Here is an 18,259-nt window from a genome sequence, read left to right as displayed (position 1 = left end):
TTGAAACAGGAACCGCTCTAGAACCAGGGCGTTCTTTTTCGGAAGTTCCGTTACAAGCAATTTTCCCGCCTTGGCAGGAAGTGTGAGCACAGGATGCAAAAAGCCCCGCCTTTGGGCGGGGCTTTTGTTTGCGGTTTGAACCGGGCTAGATTTGATTATCAGCCTGCCCGTTCGGGCTGCTCGTTTCATTCACGTCTTCATCCTCCGGCCTTTTCGGAGGCTTACGTGCAATCAGGCTGTAGAACATCGGAATGAAGAACGTGGCGATGAACGTTGCTGCCAACATGCCGCCGATAACGCCCGTACCGATGGAGTGACGGCTTGCCGAACCGGCACCCGTGCTGATCGCGAGCGGCACCACGCCCAGAATGAAGGCCAGCGAGGTCATCACGATCGGACGGAAGCGCAGACGAGCCGCCGACGCTGCCGCCTCGATGGCGGATTTGCCGGTCTCTCGTTCGAGCACTGCGAACTCCACGATCAGAATCGCGTTCTTCGCCGCCAGACCTATGAGCGTCACCAGACCAATCTGGAAGTAGACGTCATTGGTCAGCCCGCGCAGGTCGGTCGCCAGCAACGCACCGAAGATTGCGAAAGGCACGGCGGTGATGACGGCGAGCGGCAGGCTCCAGCGTTCGTACTGCGCAGCAAGGATCAGGAACACCATGACAAGGCCGAAGATCATGGCCTGCGTGCCCGTGCCGCTGGTGGTCACCTCCTGATAGGCCGAGCCGGTCCATGCAATCTGATAGCCTTGCGGAAGAACTTCCGCTGCGACTTCCTGCATTGCCTTGATGGCATCACCGGAGGTGAAACCCGGCGCCGGATTACCGGTGATCTTGGCCGCGTTGAAGGCATTGAAGCGTTCAAGCTGATCAGGACCGACAATACGCTTGACGGTCACGAGAGCATCGAGCGGGATCATGCTGCCGGAATTGGCCCGTACGAAGACATGCTTGAGATCGCTTGGGTCGCGACGGAACTCAGCTTCCGACTGCAGGTTCACCTGATAGTTCCGGCCAAACAGCGTAAAGTCGTTGACGTAGAGGCTGCCGAACGTTGCCTGCATTGCAGTGAATACAGAATTGATCGGCACACCCATCGCCTTCGCCTTTTCGCGATCAAGCTGGATGTCGTACTGCGGAACGTTCGGATCGAACGTCGTGCGCACGCCCTGCACCTCGGGCCGCTTGGCCGCTGCCTCGGTGATGAGCTTCGTCGCACGCGTCAGCGAATCCACACCGCCGCCCGTACGATCCTGAACATAGAGTTCGAAGCCGCCGGTCGTGCTGAGGCCCATGATCGGAGGCGGGTTGAACGCAAGAACAAGACCGTCCTTGATCCCCGCATTCATTCCCATGATGGCACCGGGAAGATTGCGCGCATCGGTTTCAGGGGTCGTGCGTTCCTTCCAATCCTTGAGCATGATGAACATCGTGCCAGCACTGGTCTTCAGACCACCCGACAGAAGGTCGAAACCGGATACCGCAAAGACGCTCTCCACGGCAGGGTTTTTCCGGATATTCGCACTCGCCTGATCCAGAACCGCCGTTGTACGCTCCAGAGAGGCGGCAGGAGGAAGAATCGCAACGCTGAACAGAAAGCCCTGATCCTCATCAGGCAGCAGCGATCCCGGCACTCTTTCGAAAAGATAGTAGGTGGCGCCAAGAAGGCCCGCAAAAATGACCAGGCCGATTGCAGCGCGCTTCAGGAAGAAGCGAACGCCGCGGGAATAGCCGTCCGTCACCCGCTCGAAGAAGCGGTTGAAGATGCGGAACGGCAGCATCGGCTCATGATGACCCGGCTTCAGGATAAGCGCGCAGAGCGCCGGTGTCAGTGTCAGAGCGACGAGGCCCGACAGCGTCACCGAAATCGCGATGGTCACGGCGAACTGCTTGTACATTTCGCCAACCAGACCGCCCATGAAGGCAACTGGAATGAACACCGCGCAGAGCACGAGAACGATCGCGATCACCGGCCCCGTCACTTCACCCATGGCCTTGATAGCGGCCTTGCGCGGCGACAGTTTTTCCGTCGTCATGATACGTTCGACGTTTTCCAGCACCACGATGGCGTCGTCGACCACGATACCGATTGCCAGCACGAGACCGAAGAGCGTCAGGAGGTTGATGGAGAAGCCAAGCACATACATGCCCGCGAAGGTACCGATAATCGAGATCGGCACCGCGATGATGGGGATAAGCGTCGCCCGCCAGTTCTGCAGGAAGATGAACACCACCAGCACGACGAGAATGATCGCCTCGATGAAGGTGTGAATCACTTCTTCGATGGAAACCTTGATGAACTTCGTCGTATCGAACGGGATCGAATAATCGATACCCGCCGGGAAGCTTGCCTTCAGCTCATTCATACGGTTCTGAATGAGTTCCATCGTGTTGAGGGCGTTGGCGCCCGGCTGCAGATAGATCGCAATCGGAACAGCTGACGTGCCGTTCAGATTACTGTCGACGAGGTAGCTTTCCGTGCCGAGTTCGACACGTGCAACGTCCTTGAGACGGAGCGTTGCCGCATTGGAGCTCGAACGGAGGATAATGTTCTCGAATGCCGCGGCATCCGGCAAACGTCCCTGCGTGGTCGCCGTATAGGTGAACGGCCCGGCTTGCGGGTCTGGCTGGTCACCGAAACGGCCCGCCGCAAACTGCGCATTCTGCTCCTGAATGGCGGTCGAGACATCGCTCGGCGTCAGATTATACTGCGCCAGCTTGTCGGGGCGCAGCCAGATGCGCATCGAGTAATCGATGTTACCGAGCAGTTGCACATCGCCGACGCCCTGAAGACGTTTGAGATCGTCGACCACATTGAGGAGCGCATAGTTACCGACATAAGTGCGATCGTAGCGATCACTGTCGGAGAACATGGCAACCATGCCCAGAATTGTGGTGGACCGCTTGTCCACCGTGACGCCAAGGCGCTGGACTTCCTGCGGAAGAGACGAAGTTGCACGCTGCACGCGGTTGTTGACGTTGATTGTGGCCTGATCCGGATCGGTGCCCAGAGCAAAGGTCACGGTCAACTGCATCGTGCCGCTACCAAGGCTCGAGGACTGCATATAAAGCATGTTCTCGACGCCGTTGATCTGCTGTTCCAGCGGCGCGGCAACGGTCTGCGCCACCGTTTCGGCGCTGGCGCCGGGATAGGTCGCGCTGACGACGACCTGTGGCGGCGTCAGTTCGGGGTACTGGGCAATCGGCAGAATCCGGATACAGATCAGGCCGGCCAGCACGAGCACAATGGAGATGACCGCCGCGAAAACGGGGCGGTCGACGAAAAATCTGTTCATTGCTTGCCTGCCGCCTGTTCCTTGCCAGCTTCAGCGCCCGCCTTATCCGGCGCTGCCTGATTGCCTGCTTCAGTAGCTGCGTCGACCGGGTTGACGGGCTTGCCAGGGGCTGCCTTGATAAGCCCTTCGGTAATGACCCGGTCACCTGCATTGAGCCCCTCAGAAACGAGCCATGCGTCGCTCAGTTCGCGTGCAACGGTGATCGGCCGGACTTCGACAATATTGTCCTTGTTGACCACGTAAACGAACTGCGTTTGCGGACCCTGAAGCAATGCAGCCTTCGGTATCGTGATGGCATTCTTGACCTGAATACCGAGAATGACAGCGCGGACAAACTGCCCCGGAATCAGGCGACGCTTGGGATTCTCAACAACTGCACGGGCGCCGAGCGTACCTGTTTCCGTATCGAGCGACGAAGAGGTGAAATCAATCGTTCCTTCGTGGTCATAAGCCTGCCCGTCGCCGAAAACAACCTTGATCTTGAGGCGGTCGGCATCTTCACCCGTCGCGCCGCGCTCAGCGCGCAAGCGGTCGATTTCAGCGGCTTCCGTGTCCGTGAAGGAGAAGTTCACATAGACCGGATCAAGCTGGGTAATCGAAGTCAGGAGACTGGAAGATGCATCCGTGCCGATAAGGCTGCCCTCATTGACCTGCTCAAGGCTGGTGATGCCGCTGATTGGTGCGGTCACCTTGGTATAGCTCAGATTGAGTTCGGCGGTGCGCAACTGCGCCTTGGCTGCCGCAACCGACGCCTTGTTCAAATCACGCGTCGCAAAAGCCGAATCACGAACAGCTGTGCTCTGCACCTTCTGCTGGACCAGCTGTTCTGCGCGCTCGGCATCTCGAATGGACTGCTGATACTGCGCTTCTGCCTGGGCCACCTGCGCCTGAGCTTTTTCAAGCTCCGCCTCATAAGGTGCCGGATCTATTTCGAACAACACGTCGCCGGCCTTGACTTCCGTGCCTTCCGTGAAATTGCGGTGCAGCAATATTCCGCCCACGCGCGCACGGACCTGAACGTCGCGATAGGCGCTGATGCGCGCCGCATATTCGTAAGTAACAGGTACATCGTGCGGCTCGACCACGGTAACAGATACCTGTGGCGGCGGCGGTGTCGCGCCGCCGGGCGCCTGTGCCAGAACGGGTTGCCCCGCAAAGACAAGAAAAGCGGCCCCTGCCGCAAAAAGCCGAATGGAACGGTTCAAAGTCATGGTGGGAGTGCCCTTGCTGTCGCGCGGTGCTGCCAATTTAACATACACGAGTGTTTGTAAATACGAACTACCGTGTTATAGTCAATCGCTCAATATTACAGATCACGAATGAGTTACCTATATTCAACGGCGAACTGAGCCGATAGCCTGCATTCACCCGAGAGAAGTCATGCGAAGAACGAAAGCCGAGGCAGCCGAAACCCGGGAAGCCATTCTGGTGGCTGCCGAGCAGGTTTTCCTCGAGCGCGGTGTCAACCAATCTACACTGATGGAAATCGCGTGTCATGCCGGAGTGACGCGAGGGGCGATTTATTTCCACTTCCGCGACAAGGTGGAAATACTTCGCACCATCATCGGCAGTGTCCGATTTCCGCAGGAAGAAATCATGCTGCAGGCAGCGGCCGTCAACCATCCCAATCCCATGCATGTACTGGAACAATCGATCATTCAGGCGCTGCAGCTTTTCTCCAACGACGAGCGTCAGCAAAATATTTTCATTATTATCAACCAACGATGCGAATTCGTCGGCGAAATGGCCCCGCTTGAAGATCGTCTCAGGGAAGCGCGCTCCAATGTCCTCTCCTTATTCGCAGGATTGCTCGACGTGGCTGCAAGACGAGGGGAACTTTCCAAGGAATGGACTGCAGACACAGCAGCACCGATCCTGCTTTCCATGCTGAGCGGCCTCCTCAACGAATGGTTGCGGGGCGACAGAAGTTATGATCTTGTCACTTACGGTGGCAGGGCGATCTCAATACTCGTTCAATCTCTTAGAAATCAGGCATTCGCGGTCCGTTAAACATTCCTGCCGGGCAAAATTTCAATATCCTGGGCATACCGGGACACGTGATTTTTCGATGGCGGGTTTCAATCGATCGTGATTGCCAGACTCCAAAATTGGGAGAGACGCTCGACTCTTTTATAATTTACGCTTACGTCAATGTAACTCTTGCGAAGAGAATAAAACTCGACCACATTTACGAACGAGGAAGCCTTCCGGGGGGCGGACGGCTTGGGAGACGGCGGGCGCACATGCGGCCCAATTTAGGACGGAGCGATCCGGGGAGAAGAAATGCCGAAAAAAACGACTGGGCACAGTGCATCCGCAGTTGAATCCACCGCCGCAGGATCGGCAGCCAACGGCGCGCCGATGCAGGAAAAGATCTGGTTAAAGTCGTATCCGGCTGGCGTTCCGCACGACATAGATCTGAGCCGGGCAACCTCCATTGGCGATATGATCCTGGCGTCTTGCCGACAATTCGCCTCCCGGCCTGCCTTCACATCTATGGGCAAGGATCTGTCCTATAAGGAACTTGACGAGCATTCGCGCGCCCTGGCTGCCTTTCTGCAGTCGCGAGGCCTTGTAAAGGGCGACCGCGTTGCGGTGATGATGCCCAATATCCTGCATTATCCAATTGCCTTCACGGCAATTCTCCGCGCCGGTTTCGTTGTGGTGAACGTCAACCCGCTTTATACGCCGCGGGAGCTGGAACATCAGCTGAACGATGCAGGCGCCAAAGCGTTGATCGTTCTGGAAAATTTTGCGGCAACGGTAGAGAAGACCCTCAACTCCATCAACGTTCCCAATATCATTGTCGCATCGATGGGCGACATGCACGGTTTGAAGGGCAACATCATCAATTTCGTCGTCCGCCGTGTAAAGAAAATGGTGCCCGCGTGGAATATCCCGGGGCATATCCGTTTCAAGGATGCATTGGCCCAAGGTCGCGCCCAATCGTTCGACCCTATTCCGGTACAGGGTTCCGACCTTGCTTTCCTGCAATATACAGGCGGCACGACGGGCATCTCGAAAGGCGCCATGCTGACCCACAACAATATTCTTGCCAATGTGGAACAGATGCATGTCTGGATGGAGGTGGCCTTCCGCAAAAAAGGCAAGCCCAAGGCGCTGAATTTTGTGTGCGCCCTGCCCCTCTATCACATTTTCGCGCTCACCGTGAATGCCATGATCGGTATCAAACTCGGTGGACGAAATATCCTCATCGCCAATCCGCGGGATATTCCCGGTTTCGTGAAAGAGTTGAAGAAGTACCCTTTCCATATTTTCCCGGGTCTCAACACGCTCTTCAATGGCCTTATGAACAATCCTGATTTCCAGACACTGGATTTCAAACCTCTCATCCTGACTCTCGGCGGCGGAATGGCTGTGCAGCGTCCTGTTGCCGAACGCTGGCAGAAAATGACCGATTGCCACATCACGGAAGGATACGGCCTTTCGGAGACCTCGCCCGTAGCCTGCGCCAACGCGCTCGATGCAACCGAGTTTTCCGGCACCATCGGCCTGCCGATGCCGTCGACCGATGTAGCGATCCGTGATGACGATGGAAATAACCTCGCGCTCGGTGAGGTCGGCGAAATCTGCGTGCGCGGACCGCAAGTGATGGCGGGCTATTGGAATCGCCCGGACGAAACCAGACGCGCGATCATGCCCGATGGCTTTTTCCGTACCGGCGACATGGGCTTCATGGACGAGCGCGGCTATACCAAAATCGTGGACCGCAAGAAGGACATGATCCTTGTTTCCGGCTTCAATGTTTATCCAAACGAAATCGAGGAAGTGGCAGCTGGCCATCCCGGCATCGTGGAATCGGCTGCTATCGGCATCCCGAACGAGCACTCCGGCGAAGTCGTGAAGCTGTTCGTCGTGCGCAGCGATCTCAATCTCACCGCGGACGAAGTCAAAGCCTATTGCGCTGAACGTCTCACCAACTACAAGCGCCCCCGCGAAGTCGAGTTTCGCGAGAGCCTGCCGAAAAGCAATGTCGGCAAGATTTTGCGGCGCGAACTTCGCGATTGAGAACGTCGAAATGTAAAAGCAATTTCGGCCGGACATTGCATCCGGCCGAAATCGTTTCGGACTGGATCACGCAGAGGGCGGCGCCAAGGGCTGTACGATCTCCTGAAAAGGAGCCAGGGCTTCGCACCGAGCCGCCAGAGCGGCCAGTGTCGAATATTTGTCTTCATTAAACAGATTGGGATGAGCCTCGCGTAGAAAGCGAAGTGCACAAGCCGTAGCGATATCGGCATGTCCGATATTGTCACCAAACCAGTATGATGACTTCCGTTCCGAGAGGTCACTTTCCAGAACATCCAGCACCCGCGCGATCTGCGTCTCGCAGCGCTCGACCCAAACGCTCGATTTTTCGCTTCGCAACAGACCTTCATAGAGAAGGCTTACGGCCTTATCGGCAAGTCCGGTGGAAAGCGCGCATATCTTCAATGCCTGACGTCGCTCCGCCCCTTTGGGCGCGATCAATGAAGGTTCAGCGACAGCGATCTCATCGAGGTAATCGAGTATTGCCGCGCTTTCGATCACTACATCGCCATCGTCCAGCACAAGCGTCGGTACGCGGCTTAGTGGATTGAACTCTGCGATCCTGTCGCGGTCACCGAACGTCGACCATGGCTTGTGTTCAAAGGGCAGGCCGTAAAGCCGCATGGCGATAGCGACACGCCGCACAAAGGGGGAATCATATTGGCCGATGAGGATCATGGATGTAGCTCGGGAACGTTAAATTTTCCGTCATGCTACTCCATGCCAATCATACCGCAAGAGCATCAAGGATGAATTGTCCTGACGCTTCCTTCAAATTGGCTGAAGGGAAGGCCGGCTTCATCGTTTCAGCAATTCAGGCAATCCAGCCACGCTGTCCAGCACCGCATCAGCATGCGGTTCCAGCGCTTCGCGCGGACTATTGCCCGATAAAACGCCGACTGCCAGTCCCGCCCCGGCTGCATGGGCTGTCTCCAGATCGTGGAGATTGTCGCCAACCATGACGATCTCATGCGGAGCCAGTCCCAGCTTGTCCGCAAAATAAAGCAGTGGATCGGGATACGGCTTTGGCCGCGCTGCTGTATCGTAACCGATCACGACGTCGAAGAATTTATCGATGCCCAGCGCCTTTGCGGTGGCGTGCGCACCAGCCTCGGAATCGTTGGTGGCAATGCCTAGCCGGAAACCCATCGCGGCTAGCGTTTCAAGCGTTTCGTGCAAAGCTTCTATCGCAACAGCCGAACGTGCGCCTTCGGCAACGCAGTAAGCGTCATACTCTTCGATAAGCTCGCGCAATTGCGCATTGGCAAGATCAGGATGCCAAAGCGACACAATATCTTCGACTGTACCGGCCGCGATAACGGAGTTAGCCCGGAAACGCTCGGTAAGCCAGTCGTAACCGCCGGCATCGAGCAGGGCGCGCGCCCTTGTCTCGTCACCCTTTGCGGCACGCTGGGCAAGCTGCCACGAGATGGAAAACCAGGTGCGGTCGAAATCGATCAAGGTGCCGTCCTTGTCAAAAAGGACGGCACGAATTGACTTTAAACGCTCTGCGGAAAGCTTGTCGCTCATGCTTCCAGCGCACCGGCGCGCTTTTTGACGGCGGAAGGTTTTGCCCCAAGCAGCTTGAGGAGATCGTCGCCGCGCCGCACGTAACGCAGGGAACGGCGCGTCAGGATACGCCCGTCCTGCGGAGCAGTGAGTGTAATATCGCCTTCCGGCTCGCCCGGTCGCGTGACGACCGTCACAAGCGCCGAGCCCGCCTTGACCTCGTCGCCCGGTGCAACATGGAAAAATACCATGCCACCTTCCGGCGCACGGATCATCTCCACATGCGACAGCGGGGTTACCAAGCCCTTGTATTCGCTATCGAGCCTGACATGTTCATCCCGGATGACCCCGCGATGCACGAGAAACTTGTACAATCCTTCCGCATCGCCTTTGCCCATATCCGCATAGACATCGCTCAGTCCACGGAACTCAACCGTTGTCACGGCGCGGCGTTTCATATTTCGCTTATCGGCAGGCAATTGCAGGACCGGATACGCACAGGCTTCCTCGAAAGCCGCATCCGCGGTCGTGTCCCATGCCAGAATCGCCGTTGATTTAAGCGCGATGGCCAGATCCTTCATGTCCTCGGCGAATTCCTCGGCAATATAGACGTAGTTCTCGCTCTCGTCGTCGCAATGCAGATCGAGCACGATATCGTGCGGCAGGGCCAATTTCAAAAGTGTCGCCTTGAGGCGCTGCGCCAGCGCAACCGGCGCGTCGGGCCCAGCAAGCCCGGACGTGTCGAAATCCGGCAGCAACGGAAAAGCGCGGTTGAAATTGGTCATGGAGAACGTATCGAAACGGCCAAGGTGCTGATAAGCCTGCCACTGGTTCGATCCGATTGGGTTTGCCTGCGGAACGACCGTGATATTCCCGAGGACCCGTCCTTCTTCAGCCGCCTTCTTCAGCATGGGAATCAGGAAATGGAGGGCCGCCTGCCCCGGAAGCTCGCCCCCGTGAAGCGAGGACTGAAGATAGGCGCCGGGTGCATCCTTGTCCTTGCCGTCAAAGCACAGCACGCGCAGCTCGATGGCATTGCCCGGAACATCGCCGGCGAATTTTATGATCTCGGTCTTCATTTCATGTCCCATTTTATTCCTCATGAAGAGAGCCGGGTTACAAACCCGGCTCTCTACCATTTCTAGCTTTGCAGATAATGCCGTCAAGCTTTCCTTCGCGCGTGCAGGTGCGCGACAAGCCCCTGCGTGGATGCGTCGCGACCGTCGCTTGTTTCCTTGCCCGAGACAACGGGCAAAAGTTCGGTTGCCAGTTCCTTGCCGAGCTCGACTCCCCATTGATCGAAAGCGTTGATGCCGAAAATCTGCGCCTCGACAAAAACACGATGTTCGTAGAGCGCGACCAGGCGCCCGAACGCGAACGGATCAAGCTTGTCGTGTATGAGGGTCAGCGACGGGCGATTACCGGAGAAGACCCGATGCGGCGCGATGCGTTCCACTTCGCTTTCGGGCAGTTTCTTGGCCCGCAGCTGTGCCCTCGCCTCATCCAGCGTACGGCCTTTCATCAGGGCCTCGGACTGTGCGAGACAGTTGGCAATCAGCATTTCGTGCTGGTGATCGAGATGCTTTTCATGGCCCTTTGCCGCCACGATGAATTCCAGCGGGATCGTATCGGTGCCCTGATGCAGAAGCTGGAAGAAGGCGTGCTGGCCGTTGGTGCCAGGCTCGCCCCAGACGACCGGCCCTGTCGGACCGGAAACCGGCTTGCCATCGACCGTTACGCTCTTGCCATTCGATTCCATGTCGAGCTGTTGCAGATAGGCAGGAAGACGCGCCAGGCGCTGATCATAGGGAATGATCGCCCGGCTGCCATAGCCGCAGATCGCACGGTGCCAGTAACCGATGAGGCCAAGCCATATGGGAAGGTTTCTTTCCAGCGGAGCATCCCGGAAATGCACATCCATGGAATGCGCCCCTGCCAGGAACTTGCGGAAATTATCCGGTCCGACAGCGATCATCACCGGCAGACCGATGGCCGACCAGACCGAATAGCGCCCGCCAACCCAATCCCAGAAACCGAAGACACGCTCTTCACCGATGCCGAAAGCCGCGACCTTATCGAGCGCGGTCGAGACAGCAGCGAAATGCGCGCCCACCGCCGCTTCGCCCAGTGCATCGGCAACCCATTTGCGCGCCGTCTGCGCATTGGTCATGGTCTCGATGGTCGTAAAGGTCTTGGAGGCGATGATGACGAGCGTCGTCGCAGGGTCGAGAACGCCAAGCGTATCCGCGATATGCGCACCGTCGATGTTGGACACGAAATGCGCTTTCGGGCCGTCATGATAGGGGGAAAGCGCCAGCGTCGCCATGACAGGGCCAAGATCGGAACCGCCGATACCGATATTGACGATATCGGTGATTTTCTTGCCCGTTGCTCCCTTGATAGCACCGGACCGGATGCCATCCGAAAATGCCGCCATACGGTCCAGCACTTCCTTTACGTCCGGCAGCACATTATGCCCATCAACGAGCACTTCCTTCGAGGAGGTATCGCGCAGGGCGACGTGAAGAACGGCGCGGTCCTCCGTATTGTTGATGTGTTCACCAGCGAACATGGCAGCGCGGCGACCCTCCACGTCGGCAGCGCGCGCGAGCTCGCCCAGAAGCGCTATCGTCTCATCATTGACGCGGCATTTCGACCAGTCGAACAAGAGATCGTCCAAAGCGAGCGAATAACGTTCAAAGCGGCCGGGATCCGTTTCGAACGCCGCCCGCATATCGCGCGGGGCCGATTCCGCCCAATGCGTTTTCAGCTTTGCAACCGTCGCTTCAAGCTTCGTTGCGTCTCTTGCCATGATGCTACTCCCGAATCAAATCGATTTAATTGCGGACATTAAGCGCTTTAGAGAGAATTTGCGGCAAATAATTTACCGAACTTTCTTTTTGAACAGAGTGTCATATACACCTTATCGATCAATTTAGGGTGATCCACCTCGGAGTGAAGCATGGACCTGACCGGCGAAGAGCGGATTGCGGCCCCACGGCAAGCGGTGTGGGATGCTTTGAATGACATTGAAACGCTGAAAACCTGCATCCCCGGTTGTGAAGATATCGAGCGAATTTCGGATACGGAAATACGTGCCGCGCTCAAGGTGAGTTTCGGAATCCTGAAAGTCCGCTTTCACGGCATTCTGGAATTGTCGAACATGGTTCCCCCGGTATCCTACACGATTTCCGGGCGTGGCGAAGGCTCCATAGCCGGGTTTGCGCATGGGGTGACTGACGTGCGCCTTGATGAAGACGGCAACGACACGATTTTATCCTACGCCATACGTGGCGATGCGGGCGGCAAGGTGGCACAGATCGGCACGAAATTGCTTGGCTCAGTTGCGCGAAAGATCGCAGACCGTTTCTTCGCCAATATCGCAGAAGCGGCGTCGAACGCCGCTGCAAAAACGGCTTAATTCATTCCAATACTTGATGAAGCAATAACCACTACCAGGCGATCGGCATGAAACCCAGAGATATCGCGACCTATATTTTTCTTGCCGTAGCCTGGGGGCTTTCGTTCCTTGTGGTCCTGCGGGTAGTGGAAGCCTTCGGCTGGGCTGGCGCGGTGGCCTTCCGCTCCTTCATTGCTGCAGGCACCCTTTTCGCCATAGCGAAGCTCTCGCGACGGAAACTCGATTTTCATGCGGGCTGGAAGCCGTTTGCCATTGTCGGCGCAACCACCGTTGCAGGCCAACTCGTCGGCCTCTCCTATGGCACGCCGCTGATCGGCACGGCGATGGCTGCGATCTGCGTTGCATCCATTCCGCTTTTCTCGATGGTCATCAGTCAGCTCTGGGGGCTTGAACGCATCACCTCGCGCGGCCTCGTCGGGCTTCTGCTCGGTGTGACCGGTATCGTGTGCCTCGTCGGCTTCCCCGCGGTTGCGGTTACTCCCGCCTTCGTGATGGGCTGTATCGCCGTCCTGTTTTCCTGCTTTTCAGCAGCCTTCGGCAGCAATTATGCGAGCCGCAACCTTGCCGGAACCGGATCGTGGGAAACGACCATTGGCGCTTTCGTCTTCGGCGGCATCTTCACCTTGCCGCTGCTCCTTGCCGTTCCCGTTCCAACCATGCCCGGATTGGGCGATTTCGCCTATCTGCTTATCTCTGCCTGCGTGATGAGCGCCCTCACCTATGTGCTTTATTTCAGGCTGGTCGGAAATGTCGGGCCGACCAAAGCCATCAGCGTTGAATTCGTCGTGACGGTGATCGCGGTTCTGGTTGGCGCTGTCTTCCTTAAAGAACAGCTTTCCCTGATCCAGTTTGTCGGTGCCGCCATCATTATAAGTGGTTGCGCTCTGGTGCTAAGCTCGCGCCCCGCACTTCCCCGGGAAACAGAAACCTTTCCTGATCCGGCAAGTACGGTGGTGACAAGGGACGGCCTCAAGTCCGACTCGTTCTGATTTCGCATTCAGCCAAATGTTAAAGGCTCGGCTTTCAAAGCCGGGCTTTCGCTATGAGCGAATTTCATTCCCATAAATTGACCAGATGATAAAAAATTTGACCTTCCGTAAAAATCTGTCATCCTGTCAGTAACGGGCATCATGCGGCAGCAAAGATCGCAGCCCGGTACATAATGGCGGCGCGCAAAGGGAACCCGCGCCGAAACCAAGCAAAAATGGGAGATGCGGTCGATGAGATCTGCAGAGAATTCACCTATTGATGCAGTCGACAATCCGGGACACGTAAACGGGCCTGACATTCGCGGGGCACGGCTTGAGAAGGCCGACTATGCGCATGTTTTCGACGACCTGCATCCGCCGCTTACAAAACATGAAGCTCTGGTCGAGTCCGATCGCTGCTATTTCTGCTATGACGCCCCGTGCATGAATGCATGCCCGACAGGCATCGATATTCCGATGTTCATTCGGCAGATCAATGCCGGCAACCCGGTCGGAGCTGCCAAGACCATCCTTTCGGAAAACATCCTCGGCGGCATGTGCGCTCGTGTTTGTCCCACAGAAACGCTTTGTGAAGAAGTGTGCGTTCGTGAGGTTTCAGAAGGCAAACCGGTGAAGATCGGTGAATTGCAGCGCTATGCCACCGACGTATTGATGGAAACAGGCAATCATCCATTCAAACGCTCCCCTGAAACCGGCAAGCACATTGCCGTGGTTGGCGCGGGTCCCGCGGGTATCGCCGCTGCCCATCGTCTTGCGATGCACGGCCACCGCGTGACGATTTTTGAAGCCCGCGCCAAGGGTGGCGGCCTCAATGAATACGGGATTGCCGCCTATAAGACGGTCAACAATTTCGCGCAGCGCGAACTCGAATTCGTGCTCAAGATCGGCGCGATCCATATCGAGTACAATCAGACGCTTGGTCAGGACATCACCATTGAGGCGCTGAAAGCCGGCTATGACGCAGTTTTTCTCGGCATGGGTATGCCGGGTGTAAACGATCTGGGTCTTGCTGGCGAAGACGCGCCAAACGTTCTTGATGCGGTCGATTACATCGCCAATCTGCGGCAGGCCAAAGACCTTTCATCCTTGCCTGTTGGCCGCAACGTGGTGGTCATCGGCGGCGGGATGACAGCGGTGGACGTCGCCATCCAGACCAAGAAGCTCGGCGCTGAAAACGTCACCATAGTCTATCGCCGCGGGCAGGAAAATATGAATGCCAGCGCCTATGAGCAGGAACTGGCGCAGATTCATGGCGTGGTCATCCGCCACTGGCTGCAGCCACACGCGCTTGAACGGAACGAAGACGGCACCGCCAACGCCGTGGTCTTTGAATATACCGCTATCGAAGACGGAAAGCTTTCCGGCACCGGGGAATATCTCACTCTTGAAGCCGATCAGGTCTTCAAGGCTATCGGCCAGAAGTTTGAACCGGAACCGCTGGCGGGTTCAGGCATCGGCCTGTCCAAAGGACGCATCAGCGTCGACGATGAACGCCGGACATCGGTGGAAGGCATATGGGCAGGCGGTGATTGCGTCGCAGGCGGCAAGGATCTGACCGTTGCATCGGTGGAAGATGGCAAGGTTGCCGCTGAATCGATCCATGCAACACTGATCAAACGTCCCCAGGCAATCGAAGGTTTTGCCGATGCAGTGCTTTCAGGGGGCGCGCTCCATGCCCCGGCATCGGCTTTGCGGGACCGCGGCGTTCATCTGGGCCAGGAACAGGGCTGAGGAGTTAGAAAATGGCTGATCTTTCAACGAATTTCCTCGGCATCAAGTCTCCCAATCCGTTCTGGCTGGCTTCGGCTCCGCCGACCGACAAGGCCTACAATGTCGAGCGTGCTTTCAAGGCTGGCTGGGGCGGCGTGGTCTGGAAGACACTCGGCGCGGAAGGCCCACCGGTGGTCAATGTCAACGGCCCGCGCTATGGCGCGATCCATGGTGCCGACCGCCGCCTGCTCGGTCTCAATAATATCGAGCTGATCACCGACCGGCCGCTGGAGGTGAACCTGCGTGAAATGAAGGAAGTGAAAATGCGCTGGCCTGACCGCGCATTGATCGCTTCGATCATGGTGCCATGCGAGGAAGAAGCATGGAAGGCCATACTGCCGCTGGTCGAGGAAACCGGCGCGGACGGCATCGAACTGAACTTCGGCTGCCCGCACGGCATGAGCGAACGCGGCATGGGCGCGGCTGTCGGTCAGGTGCCGGAATATGTCGCCATGGTCGTCAAGTGGTGCAAGCAATATAGCCGGATGCCGGTGATCACCAAGCTGACGCCGAACATCACCGATATTCGCAAGCCGGCTCGCGGCGCACATGCGGCGGGGACCGATGCCGTATCCCTGATCAACACGATCAATTCCATCGTGTCGGTCGATCTTGACAGCATGTCGCCGGTCCCGTCCATTGACGGTCGCGGCAGCCACGGCGGCTATTGCGGACCGGCGGTCAAACCGATTGCGCTCAATATGGTGGCGGAAATTGCACGCGATCCTGAAACGCGCGGCCTGCCGATTTCAGGGATTGGCGGCATCACCACATGGCGCGATGCGGCCGAGTTTATAGCATTGGGCTGCGGCACGGTGCAGGTCTGCACGGCGGCGATGACCTATGGCTTCAAGGTCGTTCAGGAAATGATCGACGGTCTTTCCGACTGGATGGACAGTAAGGGTTATCAGACGCTGGATGATTTCCGCGGCATGGCTGTGGGCCATGTCAGCGACTGGCAATATCTCAACCTCAACTATGTCACCAAGGCGCGGATCAATCAGGATCTCTGCATCAAATGCGGTCGTTGCCATATTGCCTGCGAAGACACCTCGCATCAGGCGATCACCAATCTGGTTAATGGCGCGCGCCACTTCGAGGTGATCGATGAGGAATGCGTGGGCTGCAATCTTTGCGTCAATGTCTGTCCGGTCGAGGATTGCATCACCATGGAGCAGATTGGCGGTTTCGATCCGCGTACCAAGGAACCGATTCCGGCGCATTATGCCAACTGGACGACCCATCCGAACAATCCGATGGCCGTCAAGGAAGCGGCGGAATAAAACAAAACGCCGGGCAATGCCCGGCGTTTTTTATGCGCTGATGCGTTTACCCTTTTCCGGCTCGAACACGTGGCTTGTCGCCGGATCGACCGCAATCGACAGCACATCCCCCGGACGTACGGTCAAACGCTCGCGGAACAGGCAGGTGATCGGTTGATCGCCAAGTTTGCCCATGACCATGATTTCCGAACCGGTCGGCTCCACAATTTCAGCCGTGACCGGAATGCCGCCTTCGGCGATTTTCAGATGTTCCGGGCGCACGCCGTAAATGGCCCCACCGGATGCGCTGGAATAAGTGCCCTGCGGCAGCGGCAAGCGAAAACCGCCATCGGCCACGAAAGCGCCTTCCTCGACCTTGCCATTGATGAAATTCATCGAAGGCGAACCGATAAAGCCCGCGACGAACATATTGGCCGGGTGGTCATAGAGATCGAGCGGCGCGCCGATCTGCTCCACCAACCCATCGCGCATGACGACAATCTTGTCGGCCATGGTCATGGCTTCGATCTGGTCGTGGGTGACATAGATGGTGGTGGTTTTCAGACGCTGATGCAGCCCCTTGATCTCGCTGCGCATCTGCACGCGCAGCTTGGCGTCGAGATTGGACAAAGGCTCATCGAACAGGAAAACCTGCGGATCGCGCACGATGGCGCGGCCCATGGCGACGCGCTGGCGCTGGCCGCCGGAAAGCTGGCGCGGATAGCGGTCGAGCAGCTTGTTCAGGCCGAGAATTTCGGCGGCACGCGCAACGCGGCTTTCGCGCTCCTGCTTCGGCGCATTCTTCAGCATCAGCGCGAAGCCCATATTGTCGGCCACCGTCATATGCGGATAGAGCGCATAGTTCTGGAATACCATGGCGATGTCGCGCTCCTTGGCGCGCAGGTCATTGACCACGCGCGGACCGATGGCGATTTCGCCGCCGCTGATTTCCTCAAGCCCTGCAATCATGCGCAGCAGCGTGGACTTGCCGCAGCCCGACGGGCCCACCAGCACGACGAATTCACCGTCTTCGATATCGACCGACACGCCGTGCAGAACGCCGACATTGCCATATTTCTTGACTGCATTGCGGATGGATACGGAAGCCATCTTAAACCTCGAACTCTAACATTAACCGCCCTTGACGGCGCCCGCGGTCAGACCGGCGACGATCTGGCGCTGTGCGAAGACGGTGAGAAGAAGAACCGGCAGCGTGACCACCAGAGCTGCGGCGGCAAGCGGCCCCCAGCTGACCTGCTCGAAGGACAGCATGTTGTAGACCGCGACCGGCAAGGTGCGTGTCTCGCGGCTTGCGAGCACGATGCCGAAGACGAAATTGTTCCACGAGAAGATCACCGCCAGGATCAGCGAAACCACAATGCCGGGCTTGGCGATGGGCAGCGCCACTTTCATGAACACCTGCCAGGACGACGCGCCATCGATCATCGCCGCCTCCTCCAGCTCCATGGGCGTTGTCTCGAAATAGCCGATCATGATCCAGATGACGATCGGAACGGTGACGACCAGATGGATGATGATCTGCGGCCACAGCGTGCCGAGCAGTCCCAGCGTCTGGAACAGCAAAAACAGCGGGATCAGATAGGACAGGCCCGGCGTCATGCGCGCAATCATGATGACGATTGCCGATTTATGCGCCTTGAGCCGCGCAATGCCATAGCCCGCAGGCACACCCACCAGAAGCGCGAGCAGCGTCGCCATGCCGGTGACCAGAATGCTGTTCCAGAAATAGAGCAGGAAATCGTTGGCCTCGAAAATCTGGCTGTAATTCGACCAGGCGAAGCGTTCGGGGATCAGGATCGGCGGATAAGCGCCATTATCGATTTCATATTTCAGCGAAAGCGACAGCATCCATACGAAAAAGAGAATGGCGGGCGACACAATGACAAAGACGAGCAGCGCCGTGCCGAGCTTGGAAAGAATGGATTTACGCGCCATGGCG

The 18,259-nt window shown here is 57.4% G+C and carries 14 protein-coding genes; 6 read left to right on the top strand and 8 right to left on the bottom strand.

Translation table 11 applies throughout. The features are described 5' to 3' along the window. Window positions 1–145: 145 nt before the first annotated feature. Both bepE and J9800_RS11905 read right to left on the bottom strand, forming a co-directional pair. The gene (gene bepE / locus J9800_RS11910) at window positions 146–3,301 is read right to left on the bottom strand and encodes a multidrug efflux RND transporter permease subunit BepE (protein WP_112589847.1); all 3,156 of its coding nucleotides are present in this window, start codon (window positions 3,299–3,301) and stop codon (window positions 146–148) included. Continuing rightward, window positions 3,298–4,512 (bottom strand): efflux RND transporter periplasmic adaptor subunit, encoded by a 1,215-nt coding sequence (locus J9800_RS11905; RefSeq protein ID WP_112589844.1) that lies wholly within the window; start codon window positions 4,510–4,512, stop codon window positions 3,298–3,300. The genes bepE and J9800_RS11905 overlap by 4 nt, the downstream gene beginning before the upstream one ends. 169 nt (window positions 4,513–4,681) lie before the next feature. Between J9800_RS11905 and J9800_RS11900 the strand changes: the two genes are divergently transcribed. Beyond that, window positions 4,682–5,311: a TetR family transcriptional regulator gene (locus J9800_RS11900; protein WP_114214150.1), complete on the top strand. Its 630-nt coding sequence runs from the start codon at window positions 4,682–4,684 to the stop codon at window positions 5,309–5,311. A 273-nt stretch (window positions 5,312–5,584) separates the two neighbouring features. Beyond that, window positions 5,585–7,330: a long-chain fatty acid--CoA ligase gene (locus J9800_RS11895; protein ID WP_114214151.1), complete on the top strand. Its 1,746-nt coding sequence runs from the start codon at window positions 5,585–5,587 to the stop codon at window positions 7,328–7,330. 66 nt (window positions 7,331–7,396) lie between these two features. Here the strand turns inward: J9800_RS11895 and J9800_RS11890 are convergent, their stop codons facing one another. The 4 genes from J9800_RS11890 to pgi all read right to left on the bottom strand — a co-directional run bounded on the left by J9800_RS11890 (window position 7,397) and on the right by pgi (window position 11,669). Next, a complete protein-coding gene (locus J9800_RS11890; RefSeq protein ID WP_114214152.1) occupies window positions 7,397–8,026 on the bottom strand; it encodes a glutathione S-transferase family protein in 630 nt (209 codons plus the stop codon). Window positions 8,027–8,146: 120 nt separating this feature from the next. Continuing rightward, a complete protein-coding gene (locus J9800_RS11885) occupies window positions 8,147–8,878 on the bottom strand; it encodes an HAD family hydrolase (protein WP_112589833.1) in 732 nt (243 codons plus the stop codon). Next, window positions 8,875–9,936, bottom strand: coding sequence for a succinylglutamate desuccinylase/aspartoacylase family protein (locus tag J9800_RS11880; protein WP_114214617.1), 1,062 nt, complete (start codon window positions 9,934–9,936; stop codon window positions 8,875–8,877). Before J9800_RS11880 ends, J9800_RS11885 begins: the two co-directional genes overlap by 4 nt. An 83-nt stretch (window positions 9,937–10,019) precedes the next feature. Further along, window positions 10,020–11,669 carry a glucose-6-phosphate isomerase gene (gene pgi, locus J9800_RS11875; protein WP_114214153.1) on the bottom strand — a complete coding sequence of 550 codons (1,650 nt, stop codon included), beginning with the start codon at window positions 11,667–11,669 and terminating at the stop codon, window positions 10,020–10,022. Window positions 11,670–11,819: 150 nt separating this feature from the next. Here pgi and J9800_RS11870 point away from each other — a divergent pair, with 150 nt between their 5' ends. From J9800_RS11870 to preA, 4 genes are all read left to right on the top strand, one after another. Beyond that, entirely contained in the window at window positions 11,820–12,278 is a 459-nt protein-coding gene (locus tag J9800_RS11870) for an SRPBCC family protein (protein WP_114214154.1), read from the top strand. Window positions 12,279–12,325: 47 nt separating this feature from the next. Further along, window positions 12,326–13,267, top strand: a complete 942-nt coding sequence (locus J9800_RS11865) for a DMT family transporter (RefSeq protein WP_114214155.1) — start codon at window positions 12,326–12,328, stop codon at window positions 13,265–13,267. Window positions 13,268–13,489: 222 nt separating this feature from the next. Then, a complete protein-coding gene (locus J9800_RS11860) occupies window positions 13,490–14,998 on the top strand; it encodes an NAD(P)-dependent oxidoreductase (protein WP_210845727.1) in 1,509 nt (502 codons plus the stop codon). A gap of 11 nt (window positions 14,999–15,009) precedes the next feature. Then, complete coding sequence (preA, locus tag J9800_RS11855; RefSeq protein WP_112589818.1) at window positions 15,010–16,320, top strand: NAD-dependent dihydropyrimidine dehydrogenase subunit PreA; 1,311 nt, start codon at window positions 15,010–15,012, stop codon at window positions 16,318–16,320. Between the two features lie 30 nt (window positions 16,321–16,350). On the opposite strand, the gene J9800_RS11850 is transcribed toward preA, so the two are convergent. Together J9800_RS11850 and J9800_RS11845 are read right to left on the bottom strand one after the other, a co-directional pair. Then, window positions 16,351–17,409 carry an ABC transporter ATP-binding protein gene (locus J9800_RS11850; RefSeq protein WP_114214157.1) on the bottom strand — a complete coding sequence of 353 codons (1,059 nt, stop codon included), beginning with the start codon at window positions 17,407–17,409 and terminating at the stop codon, window positions 16,351–16,353. 21 nt (window positions 17,410–17,430) lie between these two features. After that, the gene (locus J9800_RS11845; RefSeq protein WP_114214158.1) at window positions 17,431–18,255 is read right to left on the bottom strand and encodes a carbohydrate ABC transporter permease; all 825 of its coding nucleotides are present in this window, start codon (window positions 18,253–18,255) and stop codon (window positions 17,431–17,433) included. Window positions 18,256–18,259 lie beyond the last annotated feature (4 nt).

The organism is Ochrobactrum sp. AP1BH01-1 (assembly GCF_018066705.1).
GTDB lineage: Bacteria > Pseudomonadota > Alphaproteobacteria > Rhizobiales > Rhizobiaceae > Brucella.
The sequence above is the reverse complement of the archived record's forward strand: the minus strand, read 5'-3'. Positions and strand labels throughout refer to the sequence as shown.